Below are 18949 nucleotides of genomic sequence, written 5' to 3'. Positions count from 1 at the left end.
AGTTCAAGGAGCGTTTCGCCCGGTTGCGCGAGTCGGTGGATCTGATGCGCGCGTTGTGGAGTGGTGATCGGGTCGATTTCGAGGGCCAGTACTACAACACGGTCGGCGCGTCGATCTACGATGTGCCGCCGGCGGGGATTCCGGTGTATATCGCGGCGGGTGGTCCGGTGGTGGCTCGGTATGCGGGCCGGGCCGGTGACGGTTTCATCTGCACCTCGGGTAAGGGGATGGACCTGTACACGGAGAAGTTGATGCCGGCGGTGACCGAGGGCGCGGAGAAGGTGGGTCGTACGCTCGGCGATATCGATCGGATGATCGAGATCAAGATTTCGTATGACACCGATCCGGAACTGGCGTTGGAGAATACGCGGTTCTGGGCGCCGTTGTCGTTGACGGCCGAGCAGAAGCATTCGATCACCGATCCGATCGAGATGGAGGCGGCCGCGGATGCGTTGCCGATCGAGCAGATCGCCAAGCGCTGGATCGTGGCCAGCGATCCGGATGAGGCGGTCGAGCAGGTCAAACCGTATGTCGATGCCGGGCTGAACCACTTGGTCTTCCACGCCCCGGGCCACGATCAGCGTCGTTTCCTGGATCTGTTCGCCCGCGACCTCGCCCCGCGCCTGCGCGCACTCTGAGCCTTCCCGCGCGTCCGCTCCCTCGGATGTCACGCTCGGCCGCCCGAGCGTGACATCCGTACGTTCCGGGCCGGTACGGTGCGGAGCCGCCCGCTGTGTGTCCGTTCCGCCTGGTCCGTCCGTCCCTCGCAGGCCGGTCGGACTCGGTAGGGTGCTCACGGCGAGGAGGAGTAATGCTGTATTCGGGGGAGTTGTTCGCGGGCTACCGGATCGAACGGGTGCTCGGCGCCGGTGGAATGGGTGAGGTCTACGTCGCCCGGCACCCGCGGTTACCGCGATCGGACGCGGTGAAGGTACTACCGGCCCAGTACGCGGCCGACCCGGAGTACCGGGCGCGGTTCGAGCGGGAGGCCGATCTGGCGGCGAGTCTGTCACATCCGGCGATCGTGAAGGTGTACGACCGCGGCGAGCACGAGGGCCGGCTGTGGATCGCGATGGAATTGGTCGACGGCGTCGATGTCGCCCAGCGACTGGCCGCCACCGGGCCGTTCGGGATCGATGAGGTGATCCGGATCGCGGAAACCGTTGCGGGAGCACTGGATCGCGCGAATGCGCAGGGTTTGGTGCACCGGGACGTGAAACCGGCGAACATCCTGCTGAGCCGGGACGGTGACGTGCTGCTCACCGATTTCGGCATCGCCCGGCAGGCCGCCGCGGGTGCCTCCGATCTGACCGGAACCGGGGTCATGATCGGCACCCTGAACTATGCGTCGCCGGAGCAACTGAGCGCGCAACCGCTGGACGGACGCAGCGATCAGTATTCCTTGGCCTGCACCGTCTTTCACGTGCTCACAGGCGACGCGCCGTTCGCGGACGCCAATCCCGTCGTGGTCGTCACGCGGCATGCCACGGCCACGCCACCGAGCGTGCGGACGGCGCGTCCGCACCTGCATCCGGACGTGGACGCGGTCCTCGCGCGGGCGATGGCGAAGCGACCGGAGGCACGGTTCGCCTCGTCGTCGGAGTTCGCGGCGGCGCTGGGTGCGGCCTTGCGGGCCGGCACTGCCGGCCCGCCGCAGGGCGATCCGCAGGCGGCGATCGCGACCGTGCTCGCGGGACAGCCCGAACCGTCGCGGGGCCGGTCGGAAGCACAGACCGAATCACCGACGGTGCTACCGCGAACCGGTGCACCGTCGAGTGGAATCCGGTGGGGCGCAGGTATCGCGGTCCTGATCGTGATCGTGATCGTGACGGTTTTCGTGGTGCGGTCGGCCGGCTCCGATGAGGTCGGTCCGACCGATGCCGCCCGGGCGCTGGCCCGGATCTCGGTCACTCCGCAGAGCCCGGATCTGAGTGCCGAACCCACCGGGAAGCGGTGGTCGGCCGACGGATCGGAGCTCCCGATCGGCGGCACGGACAAGGTGGTGCTCTACAACGGCACCGAGAAACTCGACATCATCGATGTGGAGTCGGGTGCGCTGTTGCACAGCGTCGGTGTGGGTTACATCTCCTACGCCGAGTGCGTGTTCACGGCCTCGGGCCGCTACGCCGGCTGCCGTACGGAGGCCGGGGACAGCGCCGCCGGAACCCGGGACGTGAATTCGGATTCGTACGCGACGCTGCTCATCGATACGCAGGCGGGCGTGATCTCCGGCCGCCTGCCGGCCGCCACCGAAATCGTCTCCGCAGGCGAAACCTTCGCCACGTTCGAACCCGAGCGCGAAGGGGCCGGGACGGGTTCGGTCATCGCCGCGGACGTCAGCGGCAAGGTGCTCTGGCAGGCCGACGACATTCAGCCGGGCCTGGTCCACGGTTCCGGTGTGCTGTCGCTGCAGAAGAATCCCGTGTCCGGTGATCCGTTCTCGAAGGCCGGTTTCGAATTGCGGAATATCGAAACCGGGAAGGTCGTGTATCAGGTGGCTCCGGACCACGTTCAGCCGAATACGGTGTGGGCTCCGGATTGGCTGGCGTACTCCGGCGGATTCGCGATCGGTGCGGACTTCTTCGCTCTCGACGGAACGAAGCGCGCCGGTGCCGGTCCCGGCTGGCGGGTCGTGGCGAGCCAGCCGTATGCCACCCAGGGTGACGATCCGGCGCCGAACGGCAACGACAAGCGCTACGCCGAACCGGACACGGCCCCGGCGCTGCCGGTGATGACGAACCGCGGCATGCTCGCCGCCTTCGATCCCGCGACCGGGTCCATGCTCTGGTCCAGGCAACTGCCGAAGGAAGCGAGTTACGGCCACGGTGTGTCCGTCGCCGGAATCGGCAGCAAAATTCTGATTCGCTGGGACACCACCACGAAATCCGGCTCCGACTACCTCGAGAACAGATACAAGCTCGCCTACGCCTGGTTCGACGCGTACACGGCCGAGGGCGGTGTACTGCCGGACAACCAGGTCCCCTGGGCCACCGATGGATCAAGGGTGGTCACCGTCGCGCGTGGCGGTCAGGGCGGCATCACCGTCGTCGCGGCCGGAACGAATCGGCAACCGGTGTGGTCACTCGACTTCGGCAGCAGCCCGATCCGGACCTTCGCAGGGCGGGCCTATCTGTCCCACAGCCGGATCGTGTGAACACTCACGCCCGGGTCAGGGCGAACAGGCGCAGATCGCGCGTCGTGCGGCTGCGGTAGGCGGCATAGGCTTCGGTCGTCTCCACGAACCGGTCGAAGATCCGCTGCTTACGCTCCGGATCCTCGATCAGCTGTGCGCGCACCGGAATGCTCTGTCCCGCAAGGGTTACGGTGGCCTCGGGGTCTGCCAGCAGGTTGGCGGTCCACGCCGGATGGCTGGACTGACCGAAGTTGCTGCCGATCACGTACAGCGTGTCGCCGTCGTGGACGTACAACAGCGGGGAGGTGCGGGGCTGCCCGGACTTGCGGCCGGTGGTCGTGAGCAGGACGATCGGCGCGCCGATCGGTCCGAGCACGGTGTAGCGAGCGCCGGTGCGCTGCAACACCTTCCGGTCCAGCGGGGTGAGGGTGCGGACCACCCGCGAACCGAACTTCGTCGCGGCGAACGCGCTCGCGGTGCGTCCGAGCAGACCGGTCCGCGAACCCCACTGCCGATCCGGAAACTGTGCCGTCATGGACAGTGATCCTAAGGCTCCGGCCGCAGTCGCGAGGGCGGGTGAGAGCGTTTACCGCCGGATCGCGGCCGCGAATTCGTAGCCCCGGCGCCAGTCGCCGTCGCGCGGCGCGGTGAGCAGGTGTTCCACACCCGCCTCGGCATAGGCGTCGAACAGTGCCCGGGCTTCGCCGAGTTCGGCGGGTAGCGGCGTGACGACTGAGACAGTCGGTGTGTTCCGGCCGAATTCCGCGGCGAATTCGGTCACTTCCTTTGTGGCAGTGGCTACTTCCTGCGGCGCGAGGCCGATCGCGAGCCAGCCGTCGGCGAATTCGGCCGCCCGGCGCCGGGCACGCGGACCGTCGCCGGCCACCAGAATCGGCGGAACTTTCGCACCGGGTGCGAGCGTGACCTCGGTGCCGTCCGGCAGGACGGCGGGCCGGCCCGCGATCAGGTCGGGCAGTACGCGCAGATTCTCGTCGGTGCGCCGGCCCCGGTCGGCGAACGACAGCCCGGCCGCTCGCCAGCCGATATCGCCGTGGGCGGGATTGCCGGTGCCGACACCCAGCAGGAGCCGATCCGAGGACACGTACTGCAGCGCGCCGATCTGCTTGGCCGCCCACGCGGCCGGGCGCAGTGCGAGCAGCAGCACGCCGTAGCCGATCCGAATCCGTTCGGTCACCGCCGCCGCGGTCGCCAGCGTGACCGAACTCTCCAGAATCGGCGCGCTGGCCACGAGGTGGTCGGTCGACCACACCGAATCGAGCCCGGCCTCCTCGGCGAACCGCGCCGCGGCGCCGACATCGCCGAGGATCGGCTGCTGGGGATCGGGAGTGGAGGTGGGGAGGAAGGTTCCGAGTTGCATGAGACGAGACTATGGGCTGATCGTGAGCCGTTGAATGGTCGAGAAGCGCACGAGTATGTCCGTAACACTCATCGAGCCCGCTTGCAGAACCGGTCCACAGTCAGCCGAATGTGATTTCACCGGCACCGCCCGTGCGGACGACCGCGGGCGCGGATCCGCTCACTAAGCTCGGGATCATGGCCGAACCCGCACCCTCCATCGTGTTCATCGCGTCACTGGAAGGTGACACCGGCAAATCCACCGTGGCGCTGGGCATGTTGCAGATGCTCTCGGCGACGACGCCGCGGGTGGGCGTCTTCCGGCCGATCACCCGGTCCAACCGCGGCCGCGACTACATTCTCGAGCTGCTGCTCGAACACTGCACCGCCGATATCGACTACGACCAGGCGGTCGGGGTGACCTACGAGCAGGTGCACGCCGATCCCGACGCCGCGATCAGTGAGATCGTGATGCGCTTCCACGAGGTCGCCAAGGTCTGCGACGCCGTGGTGGTGGTCGGCAGCGACTACACCGATGTCGCCGGGCCCAGCGAACTGCGCTACAACGCCCGGATCGCGGTCAACCTCGGCGCGCCGGTCCTGCTGGTGCTGCGCGGGGCCGGACGCAGCCCCGAGGAGGTCGTGCAGGTCGCCCGGGTCTGCGAGGCCGAACTCGAACACGAGCACGCGCAGCTCATGGCGATCATCGTCAACCGCTGCGATCCCGAGCGGCTCGAGGACGTGCGGAAGGCGATGGGGGTGCTGCCCTGTCCGTCGTGGACGATGCCGGAGGTGCCGCTGCTGACCGCGCCGACCATGAACGAACTCTGCGAGGCCATCGACGGCACCGTCTACTCGGGCGATCCGGAACTGCTGCAGCGCGAGGCGCTGAAGGTGATGGTCGGCGGGATGACCGCCGAGCACATTCTCGAGCGGCTCAGCGACGGCGTCGCGGTGATCGTGCCGGGCGACCGCTCCGACGTCCTGCTGTCGCTGGTGAACGCGCACGAGGCGGAGGGATTTCCGTCGCTGTCGGGCATCATCATGAACGGTGGCATGTTGCCGGATCCGGCAATCGCGCGCCTGATGGAGGGCCTCAAGCCGAAACTGCCCATCCTCACCACGCAGCTGGGCACATTCGACACGGCCAGTGCCGCCGCCCACACCCGCGGGCGGGTCTCGCTCAGCAGTATGCGCAAGGTCGACACCGCGCTGGCGCTGATGGAGCAGCGGGTGGACAGCCGGAAGCTGCTGGATCTCATCGAAGTTCCGGTGCCGTCGGTGGTCACACCGCAGATGTTCGAATATCAGCTGGTGGAACGAGCTCGTGCCGATCCGCGCCGGATCGTGTTGCCGGAGGGCGACGACGACCGCATCCTGCGGGCGGCCGGCCGCGTGCTGCAACGCAAGATCGCGGAGCTGACCATCCTCGGTGACGAGGCCACCGTGCGTGCCCGTGCGGCCGAACTCGGCGTCGATATCGAGGCCGCCCAGGTACTCGATCCGCGGACCAGCGAGTTGCGCGCGGAGTTCGCCGAAGAGTTCGCGCGGCTGCGCGCGCACAAGGGAATGACGGTCGAGCGGGCCCGCGAATACATGGCCGACATCTCGTATTTCGGCACCATGATGGTGCACCGGGGCATCGCCGACGGCATGGTCTCCGGCGCCGCGCACACCACCGCGCATACGATTCGGCCCTCATTCGAGATCATCAAGACCGAACCCGGCGTCTCGACGGTGTCCAGTGTGTTCCTGATGTGCCTGGCCGATCGGGTGCTGGCCTACGGCGACTGCGCGGTGGTGCCGGATCCGACCTCCGAACAGCTCTCCGATATCGCGATTTCCTCCGCCCGCACCGCGCAGCAGTTCGGGATCGAGCCCCGGGTGGCGATGCTGTCGTATTCGACGGGCGAGTCCGGTTCGGGTGCCGATGTCGACAAGGTCAGGGCCGCAACCGAACTCGTGCACCGGCGCGCGCCGCAGCTGCCGGTGGAGGGGCCGATCCAGTACGACGCCGCGATCGAACCGACGGTCGCCAGCGCCAAACTCCCGCATTCCGATGTCGCCGGGCGCGCGACGGTGTTCATCTTCCCGGACCTCAATACCGGTAACAACACCTACAAGGCCGTGCAGCGCAGCGCGGGCGCGGTGGCGATCGGACCGGTGCTCCAGGGATTACGCAAACCGGTCAACGACCTGTCGCGCGGCGCCCTGGTGGCCGACATCGTGAACACTGTGGCTATTACGGCGATTCAGGCGCAGCAGCAGGAGGCACGGTGAGCGACCATCGCGCAGCGGCTCGCTGTGCCGACCGGGTGCGGGTGGCCCGCAGGACACAGGAGGCGCGGGGCTGATGCAGGTATTGGTGATCAATTCGGGGTCGTCGTCGATCAAATATCAACTGCTGGACCCGGTTTCGGCGCATGTGGCGGCGTCCGGGCTGGTGTCGCGCATCGGGGAGCCGGTATCCGAGGACGAGGTCACCGTCGAACATCACAGTGACGGAAAGAATTTCGAGCACACCGGCCAGATCTCCGATCACGCCGCCGGGCTGCGGGTGGTGTTCGACCTGTTCGCCCGCAGCGGTCACGATCTGAGTGGCGAGGGGCTCTCGGCGGTCGGACATCGGGTCGTGCACGGTGGCGAGGTCTTCTACGAACCGACCCTGATCACCGATGCCGTGGTGGAATCCATCGACAAACTCTCCACCCTGGCGCCACTGCACAATCCGGCCAACGTCACCGGTATCCGTTCCGCGCGTGCCCTGCTGCCCGATCTCCCGCAGGTCGCGGTTTTCGACACCGCCTTCTTCCACGGACTGCCCGACGCCGCGAAGACCTATGCCATCGACGCCGGTGTCGCCGCCGCGCACGGTGTCCGGCGCTACGGGTTTCACGGCACCTCGCACGAGTACGTGTCCGGGCGGGTGTCCGAACTGCTCGGCGGCGACCCGTCCGAGCACAACCAGATCGTCCTGCATCTGGGCAACGGCGCCTCGGCCTCGGCGATTCGCGGCGGCCGGGCCGTGGACACCAGCATGGGACTGACGCCGCTGGAGGGACTGGTGATGGGCACCCGGTCCGGCGATATCGATCCGGGTATTCCGCTGCACTTGGCGCGGACCGCGGGGCTGGACATCGACGGCATCGACGAACTGCTCAACCGCCGCTCCGGCATCAAGGGGTTGTCCGGGGTCAACGACTTCCGGCAGTTGTTCGGGCTGATCGAATCCGGCGATGCCGCGGCGCGTTTGGCGTATGACGTCTACGTGCATCGGTTGCGCCATTACATCGGCGCCTATCTGGTGGATCTGGGCCGGGTCGACGCGATCACCTTCACCGCCGGAGTCGGGGAGAACAACGCGCAGGTGCGCGCCGACGCGCTGGCCGGGCTGGAACGCTTCGGCATCGCGGTGGATCCGGTGCGCAACACCGCGAAAGATCGTGCGGCGCGCCGTATTTCGCCGCCGGACGCGGAGGTGGCCGTGCTGGTGGTGCCGACCGACGAGGAACTGGCCATCGCCCGCGCGGCGGCCGCGCTGGTGGGCTGAACGGGGCTCAGAACCAGCTCTTGGCGCGAATCGCGTTCGCCAGATCCACCAGCGCGTACCGGTGCGTCCGGCCGGGGGCGGTGCGGGCCAGTGCGCGCAGGCCCGATTCGATCCCCCGCCGCAGCCCGCGTTCGGTGAACGGTTGTCCGAGCAGGGTGCGGTCGGACGCCTGAGGGCGGTTCCCGGCCTGCAACCACGCCAGAGCGGTGCCGAGCACCAGGACCCGCAGCTGCGCGACCCGGCGTTCCGCGGCGGGCAGCGCCTGCAACCGCGCCGCGGCGACGTGCAGGGTCGACTCCGCCGGCCGATCGGTGCCGACGTGCGCCTGTCGACGATCGCCGCCGCCTTCGGACTCCGTGCCGCCGGGCTCGGTGGGGTGTCCGGTGAGGAGTAACAGGACCGCGGTCAGCCGCGCCTCGGTGTAGTGGCGGGAGGCGGAGGGGACCTCGTCCAGGGCCGCCACCGCCGCGGTGACCCGGCCGTCGGCGGCCAATTGCCGGGCGAGCCCGAAGGCCGCGCTGACCACGCCGCGGTCGGTCCGCCACACCGTCGCGTAGAACTTCTCGGCGCAGTGCCGCCACTGCGCGGGGTCCGGCGAATCCCACTGTTGCAGAACCAGTTCCGCGGTCGCGGCGATGGCCAGTTTGGGTGCGATCTCGCCGGGCAGCGCGCACAGCACCGCGTCGAAACAGTCGTAGGCGCGTTCGTAATCCTGCTCGCGCAACGCGATCAGGCCCTGGAACCAGTCGGTGCGCCAATCCTGTACGCCCAGGCGACCGAGCAGCTCACGGGCCGCGGCCGGCTGGTCGAGATCGAGGTGGATGCGCACCTCGGCCAGGGTGGCCTCGGTGGCGAAACTGTCCGGCGCGCCACCCGGCGCGGTCTCGGCTCGGCGCCGCGCGGCCCGCACCGCGTCGAGGGCATGCTCCGGTTCGGAATGCACGGTCCCGGCCAGCAGCGCGGCCGAGGGATCGGCCGGATCGATCAGCGGCACCGGCAGGGCGGCGGCGATATCGCGGGCCGCGAGACTCTTGTCGCGGACCACGCCGTCGGCGTAGACGTCGGTCTGCCCGATCAGCTCGTCGGTGCCGAAACTGGTACGCGGCGGGCTGAACAGCGTCGAGAGCTGCGGATGTTCGGTTCCGGTGTCGGTGGCCAGGATTTCGCGCAGCACACCCGCGAGCTGTGTGGTCATCACCCGGGCCGAGGGGAAACGGCGGTCCGGATCGGGATCGGTCGCGGTCAGCAACAGCCGATGCAGGAATTCGTACCGAGCCAGCACCGGTTCGATGTCCGGATGCGGGATGCCGTCGGTGTAGCGGCCGGCGACCATCGGGATGTTCACGGTCAGCACCGCCAGGGTCCGGCCGACCGTGTAGATGTCGGTGGCCGCCGTGGGGCCGGTGGTGGCGATCTCGGGCGCCTGGAAACCCTTGGTGCCGTAGAGATTTCCGTACGAGTCGAAGGGAGCCGTCGCGCCCAGGTCGATCAGTTTCACCTGGTCCTCGGTGACCATGATGTTGTCGGGCTTGAGGTCGTTGTAGGCCAGCTCGAGCGCGTGCAGATATTCCAACGCGGGCAGGATCTCCAGGATGTAGGCGATCGCCTCGGGCACCGGCATCCGCTCCGGCCGCGGATGTGTGTCGAGCAGATCGCGCAGCGAACGTCCGCCCACGTACTCCATGACGATGTAGCCGATCGGCGAGCCGCCGGGCCCCGGATGTTCGACGAAGTTGTGAATTTTGACGATGCTCGGATGGGCCAGTTCGGCCAGATATTGCCGTTCGGCGACGGCGACCGCCTGGGCCTCGGCATCGCCGCCGTGCAGCAGGCCCTTCAACACCACCCAGCGGTCGCTGACATTGCGATCGATCGCGAGATAGATCCAGCCGAGTCCGCCGTGCGCGATACAGCCCTGGATCTCGTACTGTCCGGCGACTCGATCGCCGGCACGCAGATAGGGGCGGAAATCGTAAGGGGCGCCGCAGTTGTCGCAGATTCCGACGGCAGTGGCGGCGTGGGCAGGCGTCGTGCGCCCGACCGGCCGGCCGCAGCGCCAGCAGTACCGCCGCCCCTCGGCCACCACCGGATCGGCGAGGACGGCCACCATCGGATCCATCTGCGGCACAGTGGGAATCGGCACCAGGCCGGCGCCCAGGCGGCGCACGGTCGGGCGGGAGCGGACCGTGCGCCCGCTGCGCCCGGTGGGGCGACTCGGCTCGCTCGCATACGACGAGGTGTCGGGACCTCCGGTGCCGGTCGCGGCGGCAGCGGTGTCGGGGCCGGTGAAAGGCGTTGCGGCCGTGGATGCGTCGGTGCGCTGCGTGCCGGGGATGTTTTCTGTCCCGGTGGTGCGCTGGACTTCCGGGGTGCGTTCGGGCCCTGGGGTGCGTTGCGTGCCGGGGGTGTTCCGCGGCCCTGGGGGGTGCTGAGTTGCCGGGGTGCGCTGGGGCTCGGGAATGTGCCGGGTCCGGGGGCGGTGCCGTGTCCCGGGAGTTCGCTGGGTCGGCGGCGGTTCCGGGGCACGGCGGGGCTGCGGTGTCGTCGGATTGTCGCCGGTATCCGGGGTGGAGGTGAGCGACGTCGGCGGGGGATCGGATTCGGAGAATGCGTGGTGTTCGGACATCGATCAGTCCCGATAGGTCGGTTCCGGCGGTCCGGCCGCGGGACCCAGCGCGGGCGCCAGCCAATGCTGATAGAGCCGATCCCAGGTCCCGTCGGTGCGCAACCGCTGCAGGGTGGCATTCACGAATCGGACCATATCGTCGTTCCCCTTCGGCACGCCGACGCCGTAGGGTTCGTCGCTGAGGGCGGGACCGACCACCTCGGCGTAGGGATCCTGCGCCGCCAGCCCGGCGAGCAGCGCGTCGTCGGTGCTGACCGCGTCGACCTGGCGCTGCTGCAACACCACCAGGCAGTCCGCCCAGGTCGGGACCGTCATGATCGCGGCCGTCGGCTGGATGTGCCGAATCCGGTCGAGGGAGGTGGTGCCGCCCACCGCGCATACGCGTTTGCCGGCCAGATCCGCCATCGAGCCGATGCCGGAGCCCTTCACGGCCAGCACGCGCTGATGCGACATCAGATACGCGGTGGAGAAGTCCACGCGCTGACGTCGATCGCAGGTGATGGTCATGGTCTTCACCACGACGTCGACGCTGTGATCCTGCAGTGCCCGTTCGCGATCCGCCGAGCCGAGGATCCGGTATTCGATGCGGCGCGGATCGCCGAACAGATCGCGCGCGATCTCGGCGGCGACGTCGACGTCGAATCCGGCCAGGGTGCCGCTGATCGGATCGCGGAAGCTGAACAGATTGCTGCCCGGGTCCAGGCCGACCAGCAGGCGCCCGCGCGCGCGGACGGCGTCGAGGGCCGGTCCGTGGTCGGCGCCGGGACGCAGGCTGGCGGTGGGATTGCCGCATTGTGGTTCGAGATCGGATGCGGGGGCCGACTGCGGTTGTGTCACAACGGCATTGGCGGGCAGTGGCGGTTCGGTGTAATTGCCGCTGCCGCCGGTGCGCGGGGTGGCCGGCGCACCGCCGCAGCCCCCGGCCAGCAGAGCCGATGCCGCCAATGCCGCTGCCGCGACCCGCCTCGCCCTCATCGGTACTCCCTCAAACGCGGCCACAACCCGGCCACCACGAACACCGCCGTCAGCGCGGCCAGCGTGAGTGCGCCCGGCGCCAGGAAATCCAGCGCACGCGCGGCATCGGATATCTCCCCGCGCAACGTATTTCGCGTTTCCCCCATGCCGGCGGCGAGCGCGGTGTCGAGGGTGTCGACGGCGGCGCTGGCCTGCGCCGGGTCCGCGCCGATCGCCACCACGGTGGCCGCCGGGAAATCGCCGCGGCCCAGCGCGTCGTTCATCCGCTGATGTGCCGAGCGCCAACGGCCCAGTGCCGCATGCGCATTGCGCACATCGTCGGCCCCCGGTGCGTCGCCGGGATAGTGGGTGAGCAGATCGTCGAGCCGCGCGGTGGCCGTGTCGTAGGTGTGGTCGTAGTCGCCGCTGGCATCGCGGCGCACCAGTTTCAGCGTCTCCGCCGCGCGCGCCTGCTGGGCGAGGATGCGGCTCTCGGTCAGCTGTGCGCCCGGGACCGCGCCGTCGTCGCGTCCCGAGCTGGTCGCCACCGCCGAGAACGATCCGGCGATCACCGTCCAGGCCAGCAGGATCAGCAGAATGCCCGAGGCCACCAGCAGCCCCGGATTGAGCACCCGATGCCAGCGCCGGGCCAGATAGAACTGCGCCGCCACCAGTGCGGCGAGGGTCAGGATCGGCAGTACGATCGCCGCCCACGGCGGCCGCACGTGCCGGCGCTGGGTCGCCGCGATCGCCGCGGACCGGTGCTCCTGCAACTCCTGTGCGGTCGGAAGCATGGTGGTCTGCATGAGATTCGACGCCTCACTCAGATAGGCGGCGCCGACGGGATGGCCTTCGCGATTGTTGGCGCGTGCGGTCTCGATCAGCCCGGTGTAGACCGGCAGTTCGGTGGCCACACCGGTGCGCAGGCGGGTGTCGGCGTCGGGCGTGGCCGAGCCGGGCGTCCCGGCGTTGTCGGACTGGGCCACCAGTTCGGCCGCGGCCTCACCGACCGCCTGGTCGTAGCGATCGCGCACCGGTTTCGGCTCCAGCCCGCCCGAGATGAAGGCGGTGCCGGCGGCCGCGTCGGCCACCGACAGCGAGGTGTAGAGATGCTGGGCGGAATTGGCGTCGGGTTCGGCCTCGTCGAGCAGATAGTCCAGGGCGTGCTGGCGGTTGCCCACCTCGCCCGAGGTCACGGCGCCCGCGACCAGGCACAGCCCGAGCAGCAGCAGGCCCAGCGCGATCAGCCGGGCGGGGGACGAGCGCGCGAACGCCCGGACATCGGTCGCGTCGAGCCGGCTGCGCACGGCGGCCGCCGCGGCCCGGGGGGACAGCTCGTCGAGCTGCGAATGCCCGATTCGAGCCATGCCCACCTCCGTTCGTTCAGCGGGTTGCATTGTGCGGACTGAGCTTATTGTGGTCGTACCGGTACCGCCCGATATGTGTCGGTCACGACGGCGGTACCCGGAGGCCGGCGATCAGGACGCCGGCGCGGATCGGGACGAGGCGGAGCATGCGCGGTGACGGAGACGGCTTCTTGGAAAGCCCCGATGGGACGCGGCAGTGGGGCCTGTTCGGGGCCGCCGGACTGCTGCTGCGGGCACCCCGGCAGGGCGGCGGCGCACTGGTGCTGCTGCAACATCGGGCGCCGTGGAGCCATCAGGGCGGAACGTGGGCGCTGCCCGGTGGTGCACGCGACAGTCATGAGACCAGCGTGCACGCTGCGGTGCGCGAGGCGCAGGAAGAAGCCGGAATCGATCCGGATGCGGTGCGGGTGCGCGGCAGCCGGGTGACGAGTACCGCGGACTCCGGCTGGACCTACACCACCGTGGTGGCCGATGTGTCGGAAACCTTGGCTACCACGGCAAATCGCGAAAGTGCGGAGCTGGCGTGGGTTCCCGAGGAGGAGGTCGACGCCCGGCCGCTGCATCCCGGATTCGCCGCCGCATGGCCCGGATTGCGGGCGGCCGCTGCCCGGCTCGAACTCGACGGCCTCGCCGAGGCGGCCGCCATCGCGGCGGCGCTGCCGCGCACGGTCGACCTCGCCGATCGCGGATTCCTGTGGCTGGACGCCCACGACTCCGCCGCGCCGACCGCCCGGATCGCGCAGCGCGAGAACGGATCCGGCGGATTCGTGCGGTACGAGGAAACGCTGGTCCTGACCCTGGACCAGGTGCTGGGCTGAACGCCGTGTGTGAATAGCCGTGTCCTCCCCATGTGTACGGCTGTGGATCAGTTCGCCGCGTTCTCCAGCAGCCGCTGTTTGAGTTCGCGGGCGGCGGCCTGAGGATCGCGCGCCGCGGTGATGGCACGCACCACGACCACCCGGTCGGCGCCGGCCGCGAGCACCTCCGGCAGGCGGTCGCGATCGATACCGCCGATCGCGAACCACGGCCGGGTCGGATGCGACTCCGCGGTCGACCGCACCAGCTCGATACCCGCCGCGGTGCGGCCCGGTTTGGTCGGTGTGTTCCACACCGGCCCGGTGCAGAAGTAGTCGATGTGCTCGTCGACGACCGCGAGTCCGGCCTGATTGCGATTGTGGGTGGACCGGCCGATCACCACATCGGGCCCGACGATCCGGCGGGCGTACCAGGGCGGCAGGTCGCCCTGGCCCAGATGCAGCACGTCGGCGCCGGCGGCCAGCGCGATATCGGCGCGATCGTTGACGGCGACCAGCGCGCCGTGGCGGCGGGCGGCGGCCTTCAGTTCGGCCAGCGCACCGAGTTCGGCACCGGCCTCGAGCGGCCCGAACTTCGCCTCGCCGGCCGAACCCTTGTCACGCAGCTGGATGATGTCGACGCCGCCGGAGAGCGCCGCCTCGGCGAACGCGGCCAGATCACCGGTATCGCGCCGGGCGTCGGTGCACAGGTAGAGCCGGGCCGAGGCCAGGCGTTCGCGCGGTGCCATCGGGCGTAGCGGTTGGGACGGTTGCACGGCTTCGACCGTAGCCGCGCTACCGTGGAGAGGCGAAACAAGAGGGCATTCCCGCAGCGATGGCGGCCGCGCGGGAACGCCGATTTCCCGGTGTCGGCCGTGCACGGCGCGGTGCGTGCGAGTCCGGGACCCGAGCGAGGTGGAGTGATGCGAAGTCTGGCCGTCGTGGGTGGGGGTGTGATCGGTCTGGCGGTGGCCTGGCGGGCCGCCGAACAGGGCTGGTCGGTGACGATTCTCGATCCCGGCGTGGGGTCCGGCGCGTCCTGGGTCGCGGGCGGCATGCTCGCCCCGCTCTCGGAGGGCTGGCCCGGCGAGGACGATCTGCTCGAATTCGGTGCGGCTTCGCTGCGGCGGTGGCCGGAATTCGGCGCGCGGCTGCGCGAGGCCACCGGGGTCGACGTCTTCGTGGCCGGACAGACCCTCACCCTCGCGCTGGACGCGGCCGATGCCGCCGACCTGCGCACGATCGCCGACTTCTGCGGCACCCACGGATATCCGATGCGCGTGCTCGACCGGGCCGGGGTCCGCGCGACCGAGGCCGGTCTGTCGCGCACCGTCCGGGCCGGCCTGCTCGCGGTGGACGAACCGGCGGTGGACAACCGCCTGCTCCTCGACGCCCTCCGCCGGGGTTGTGCACAGGCCGGTGTGCACATCGAGCCCGTGTCGGTGGCGGCGGTGGACGAACTCGACCACGACCGGATCGTGCTGGCCGCGGGTTCGGCCAGCGCCCGGCTGTGGGATCTGCCGGTGCGGCCGGTCAAGGGCGAGATCCTGCGGCTGCGCCGGCGTCCGGGCACCCCGCCGCCGCCGTCCTCGGTGATCCGCGCGCGGGTGCACGGCCGGCCGGTCTATCTGGTCCCGCGCGCCGACGGCCTGGTGGTCGGCGCCACCCAGTACGAGGCCGGATTCGACACCACCGTGACCGTCGCGGGGGTCCGCGATCTGATCGCCGACGCGGAGTCCGTGTGGCCGGCCCTCGGCGAATACGAACTGGCGGAGGCCGCCGCGGGCGGACGTCCCGGTACGCCCGACAACCTGCCGCTGATCGGATGGCTCTCGGATCGGGTGATCGCCGCCACCGGCCACGGCCGCAACGGCATCCTCGGCGTACCGATCACCGTCGACGCGGTGGCGGCGCTGCTGGCCGGAGACGTCCTCGCCGAGGCGAAGGCCGCCGATCCGCACCGCTTCGCTGCCGCCGAAACCGCTACTCCCGCATCATCATCAGGAGGTAACCAGTGACCGCGCAACCGAGTTCCGCGTCCACATCGATCCCCATCGGCGTCACGGTGAACGGCACCGAACACGCCTTCGCGGAGCCGCTCACCGTCCGGGAACTGCTCGAGCGGCTCGAACTGCCGTGCCGCGGCGTCGCCCTGGCGGTCGACGGTGCGCTGTTCCCGAAGTCGCGGTGGGACGAGCCGGTCGGCCGCGGCTGGGAGATCGAGGTCCTGACGGCGGTGCAGGGTGGCTGACATGTCGGGTACCGAACCGCTACCGGCCGAGCCACTGCGGATCGCGGATCGGGAATTCGGCTCCCGGCTGATCATGGGAACCGGCGGTGCGGAGAATCTGGCGGTGCTCGAGGAGGCGCTGGTTGCCTCCGGCACCGAATTGACCACGGTCGCCATGCGCCGCATCGACGCCGCGGGCGGAACGGGCGTGCTCGACCTGCTCAAACGCCTCGACATCGCCCCGCTGCCCAATACCGCCGGCTGCCGTACCGCGGCCGAGGCGGTGCTCACCGCACAGCTGGCGCGCGAGGCGCTGGAGACCCACTGGGTGAAACTCGAGGTCATCGCCGACGAACGCACGCTGCTGCCCGACGCCATCGAATTGGTCTCGGCCGCAGAGCAATTGGTCGACGACGGCTTCGTGGTGCTGCCCTACACCACCGACGATCCGGTGCTCGCGCGACGCCTGGAGGATGCCGGCTGCGCCGCGGTCATGCCGCTCGGTTCGCCGATCGGCACCGGCCTCGGTATCGGCAATCCGCACAATATCGAGATGATCGTCGAGGCCGCCGGGGTTCCGGTCGTGCTGGACGCGGGAATCGGCACGGCGAGTGACGCGGCGCTGGCGATGGAACTCGGCTGTTCGGCGGTATTGCTCGCGACCGCCGTCACCCGGGCCCGGCATCCGGCTCGGATGGCGAGGGCGATGGCCGCCGCGGTGCAGGCCGGTCATCTGGCGCGCCACGCCGGGCGTATCCCCAAGCGGTTCTGGGCCCAGGCGTCCTCACCCGCGGTGTGACCACGGGGATGTCCCCAGGTCGCGGCTGGGTGAGCCCACCGGGACCCTAGGGGTACCCCTCATCCTCGAGGATGACCGGACTCGCGACCTGTGAGCGATGGTCGCGTGCCGTTTTCTCGGGAAGACTGTGCCCATGATCGAATGCAGAGGTCTTACCAAGCGCTTCGGTGCGACCGTTGCCGTCGAGAACCTGTCGTTCACCGTCACCCCCGGCAAGGTGACCGGGTTCCTCGGCCCGAACGGCGCCGGTAAGTCGACCACCATGCGGATGATCCTCGGCCTGGATCAGCCCACCGCCGGGACGGCGTTCATCCAGGGCAAGCGCTACCGCGAGCTGGATCATCCGTTGCGCACGGTCGGTGCCCTGCTGGATGCCAAGTGGGTCCATCCGAACCGGTCGGCTCGCTCGCATCTGCGCTGGATGGCCGCCACCAACGACATTCCGGCCGGCCGGGTCGAAGAGGTGCTGCGGCTGGTGGGCCTGACCGAGGTCGCCAACAAGAAGGCCGGTGGCTTCTCGCTCGGCATGTCGCAGCGGCTCGGCCTGGCCGGGGCGCTGCTCGGCGATCCGCCGGTACTGCTGTTCGACGAACCGGTCAACGGCTTGGACCCCGAGGGCATTCTGTGGATTCGGCGGTTCATGCAGCGGCTGGCCGCCGAGGGGCGCACCGTGCTGGTGTCGAGCCATCTGCTGTCGGAAATGGCGCAGACCGCCGACCATCTGGTCGTGATCGGGCGCGGCAGGCTGATCGCCGACACCGACACCAAGGATTTCATCGCGAAGTCGTCGGAATCGACCGTGCGGGTGCGCAGTCCGCAGCTGGACGAGCTGCGCAGCCTGCTCACCTCGAACGGGATGACCGTGCGCGAGGACGGCAGTGCGGCCGACCGGGAAGGGGCGATCGACACCGCCCCCGCCCTGGTGGTGGTCGGGGAAACCAGCGACGCCATCGGCAAATTGGCGGGCGCGAACAGCATCACCCTGTATGAGCTTGCGCCGCAACAGGCTTCGCTCGAGGAGGCGTTCATGCGAATGACCGGAGGTGCGGTGCAGTACCACGGTGAGGGCATCGAGCAGGCGATGGGAGGTGCGCTCTGATGGGTGTCGTCACCGCGGAGCGGATCAAACTCACCTCGACCCGGTCGCCGTGGTGGTGTTCGGCGATCGTCGTGGCGCTGGGCCTGGGCATGGCCGCTCTGTTCGCGGCCGTATCGCGGGCGAGTATGGGCCACGAGAACGAAACCACGCTGACCACCGCCGGCGCTACGGTCGGTGTCTCCGGATTCGGCGTCATGGTCCTGATGATCATGGCCGCCCTCACCGTGACCAGTGAATACCGTTTCGGCATCATCCGGACCACGTTCCAGGCGACCCCGAACCGATCGCTGGTCCTCACGACCAAGGCCCTGCTGACCGGGGCCTACGCGGCGGTGCTGACCTTCGTGCTGGGCCTGCTGGCCTATCTCATCGCGAAACCGCTGGCCGGCGATGCGGGGCGGCGGATGAGTCTGAGCTCGGACGCCGATTGGCGCGCGCTCTACGGACTGGCGATCTATGCCTTCCTGGCGGTGGTCCTGTCGGTCGGCATCGGCGCGCTGGTGCGGCAGTCGGCCGCGGCGATCTCGCTGATCGTGTTGTGGCCCTTGCTGATCGAGACGCTGCTGGGTAGTTTCGGCAGCTTCGGCCGCACCGTGCAGCCGTTCCTGCCCTTCGCCAACATCAACCGGTTCCTCGGCGAGGACACCTCCTCCGCGGCGCACTGGCACTGGGGGCCGTGGGGCGGACTGGTCTACTTCGTCGTCTTCGTGCTGGTCGTCTTCGGTGCCGCGCTGATCGTGGTCGATCGTCGCGACGCCTGATCCACAACCTCATACCTGCCCGCTCCCGGGCGTTCACCCTCGCGAAGCCCGGGAACGGGAGGGCGGTCCTGTCGGGGGACTGCTATCCCGGTCACAGCCGCCACTGCCCGGCGAATGTGACGATCACCGGCCCGATGTGCAGCCGTTTCGCGCTGTGCATCGGGCCGGTGTGCTGTGTGCAAAGCCTTCGTTAAACAGCGCCGCCGGACCTTCCGTGTGGAAGAGCCGATGGGTAACATCGGCCGGGCAACCAGCACGTTATCCATCGGCGGACCCAGCG

At 69.4% G+C, this 18949-nt stretch carries 16 protein-coding genes; 10 read left to right on the top strand and 6 right to left on the bottom strand.

Going from position 1 to position 18949, the window contains the following annotated elements; all coding sequences use genetic code 11:
* Both fgd and NN2_RS18715 read left to right on the top strand, forming a co-directional pair.
* Nucleotides 1–638: glucose-6-phosphate dehydrogenase (coenzyme-F420) (gene fgd, locus NN2_RS18720; RefSeq protein ID WP_063910802.1), on the top strand; the 638-nt coding region annotated here is incomplete at its 5' end.
* Between the two features lie 173 nt (nt 639–811).
* Entirely contained in the window at nt 812–3154 is a 2343-nt protein-coding gene (locus tag NN2_RS18715; RefSeq protein ID WP_063015258.1) for a serine/threonine-protein kinase, read from the top strand.
* Between the two features lie 4 nt (nt 3155–3158).
* Here NN2_RS18715 and NN2_RS18710 read toward each other — a convergent pair whose 3' ends face one another.
* Together NN2_RS18710 and NN2_RS18705 are read right to left on the bottom strand one after the other, a co-directional pair.
* Nucleotides 3159–3668: a nitroreductase/quinone reductase family protein gene (locus NN2_RS18710; RefSeq protein ID WP_063015257.1), complete on the bottom strand. Its 510-nt coding sequence runs from the start codon at nt 3666–3668 to the stop codon at nt 3159–3161.
* A 51-nt stretch (nt 3669–3719) separates the two neighbouring features.
* Nucleotides 3720–4511, bottom strand: coding sequence for an LLM class flavin-dependent oxidoreductase (locus NN2_RS18705; protein WP_063015256.1), 792 nt, complete (start codon nt 4509–4511; stop codon nt 3720–3722).
* Nucleotides 4512–4687: 176 nt separating this feature from the next.
* Here NN2_RS18705 and pta point away from each other — a divergent pair, with 176 nt between their 5' ends.
* Together pta and NN2_RS18695 are read left to right on the top strand one after the other, a co-directional pair.
* Nucleotides 4688–6769 (top strand): phosphate acetyltransferase, encoded by a 2082-nt coding sequence (gene pta, locus NN2_RS18700; protein WP_063015266.1) that lies wholly within the window; start codon nt 4688–4690, stop codon nt 6767–6769.
* A 73-nt stretch (nt 6770–6842) separates the two neighbouring features.
* Nucleotides 6843–8039: an acetate kinase gene (locus NN2_RS18695; RefSeq protein WP_063015255.1), complete on the top strand. Its 1197-nt coding sequence runs from the start codon at nt 6843–6845 to the stop codon at nt 8037–8039.
* Between the two features lie 7 nt (nt 8040–8046).
* Here NN2_RS18695 and NN2_RS18690 read toward each other — a convergent pair whose 3' ends face one another.
* Genes NN2_RS18690 through NN2_RS18680 form a run of 3 tightly spaced genes read right to left on the bottom strand, consistent with a single transcriptional unit; the run spans nt 8047 to nt 12986 of the window.
* The gene (locus NN2_RS18690) at nt 8047–10665 is read right to left on the bottom strand and encodes a serine/threonine-protein kinase (RefSeq protein ID WP_082857085.1); all 2619 of its coding nucleotides are present in this window, start codon (nt 10663–10665) and stop codon (nt 8047–8049) included.
* Between the two features lie 3 nt (nt 10666–10668).
* Nucleotides 10669–11640, bottom strand: coding sequence for a glutamate ABC transporter substrate-binding protein (locus tag NN2_RS18685; RefSeq protein WP_063015254.1), 972 nt, complete (start codon nt 11638–11640; stop codon nt 10669–10671).
* A complete protein-coding gene (locus NN2_RS18680; protein ID WP_063015253.1) occupies nt 11637–12986 on the bottom strand; it encodes a GlnX family signal transduction membrane protein in 1350 nt (449 codons plus the stop codon). Before NN2_RS18680 ends, NN2_RS18685 begins: the two co-directional genes overlap by 4 nt.
* A 146-nt stretch (nt 12987–13132) precedes the next feature.
* Here NN2_RS18680 and NN2_RS18675 point away from each other — a divergent pair, with 146 nt between their 5' ends.
* Nucleotides 13133–13804, top strand: coding sequence for an NUDIX hydrolase (locus NN2_RS18675; RefSeq protein ID WP_082857083.1), 672 nt, complete (start codon nt 13133–13135; stop codon nt 13802–13804).
* A 47-nt stretch (nt 13805–13851) separates the two neighbouring features.
* On the opposite strand, the gene thiE is transcribed toward NN2_RS18675, so the two are convergent.
* Entirely contained in the window at nt 13852–14556 is a 705-nt protein-coding gene (gene thiE / locus NN2_RS18670; RefSeq protein ID WP_063015252.1) for a thiamine phosphate synthase, read from the bottom strand.
* Nucleotides 14557–14703: 147 nt separating this feature from the next.
* On the opposite strand from thiE, the gene thiO reads away from it, so the two are divergent.
* From thiO to NN2_RS18645, 5 genes are all read left to right on the top strand, one after another.
* Nucleotides 14704–15798 (top strand): glycine oxidase ThiO, encoded by a 1095-nt coding sequence (thiO, locus tag NN2_RS18665; RefSeq protein WP_063015264.1) that lies wholly within the window; start codon nt 14704–14706, stop codon nt 15796–15798.
* Nucleotides 15795–16031, top strand: a complete 237-nt coding sequence (thiS, locus tag NN2_RS18660) for a sulfur carrier protein ThiS (RefSeq protein ID WP_063015251.1) — start codon at nt 15795–15797, stop codon at nt 16029–16031. The genes thiO and thiS overlap by 4 nt, the downstream gene beginning before the upstream one ends.
* 1 nt (nt 16032) lies before the next feature.
* Nucleotides 16033–16809 (top strand): thiazole synthase, encoded by a 777-nt coding sequence (locus NN2_RS18655; protein ID WP_063015250.1) that lies wholly within the window; start codon nt 16033–16035, stop codon nt 16807–16809.
* Nucleotides 16810–16942: 133 nt separating this feature from the next.
* Nucleotides 16943–17908, top strand: a complete 966-nt coding sequence (locus NN2_RS18650; RefSeq protein WP_030516614.1) for an ABC transporter ATP-binding protein — start codon at nt 16943–16945, stop codon at nt 17906–17908.
* On the top strand, nt 17908–18669 hold the full coding sequence (locus NN2_RS18645) for an ABC transporter permease (RefSeq protein WP_063015249.1): 762 nt from the start codon (nt 17908–17910) through the stop codon (nt 18667–18669). Before NN2_RS18650 ends, NN2_RS18645 begins: the two co-directional genes overlap by 1 nt.
* Nucleotides 18670–18949: the final 280 nt, after the last annotated feature.

This window comes from Nocardia nova NBRC 15556 (assembly GCF_001613005.1).
In the GTDB taxonomy this organism is placed as follows: domain Bacteria; phylum Actinomycetota; class Actinomycetes; order Mycobacteriales; family Mycobacteriaceae; genus Nocardia; species Nocardia nova.
Note: the sequence above shows the minus strand (reverse complement) of the source record. Positions and strands in the feature narration are given on the sequence as shown.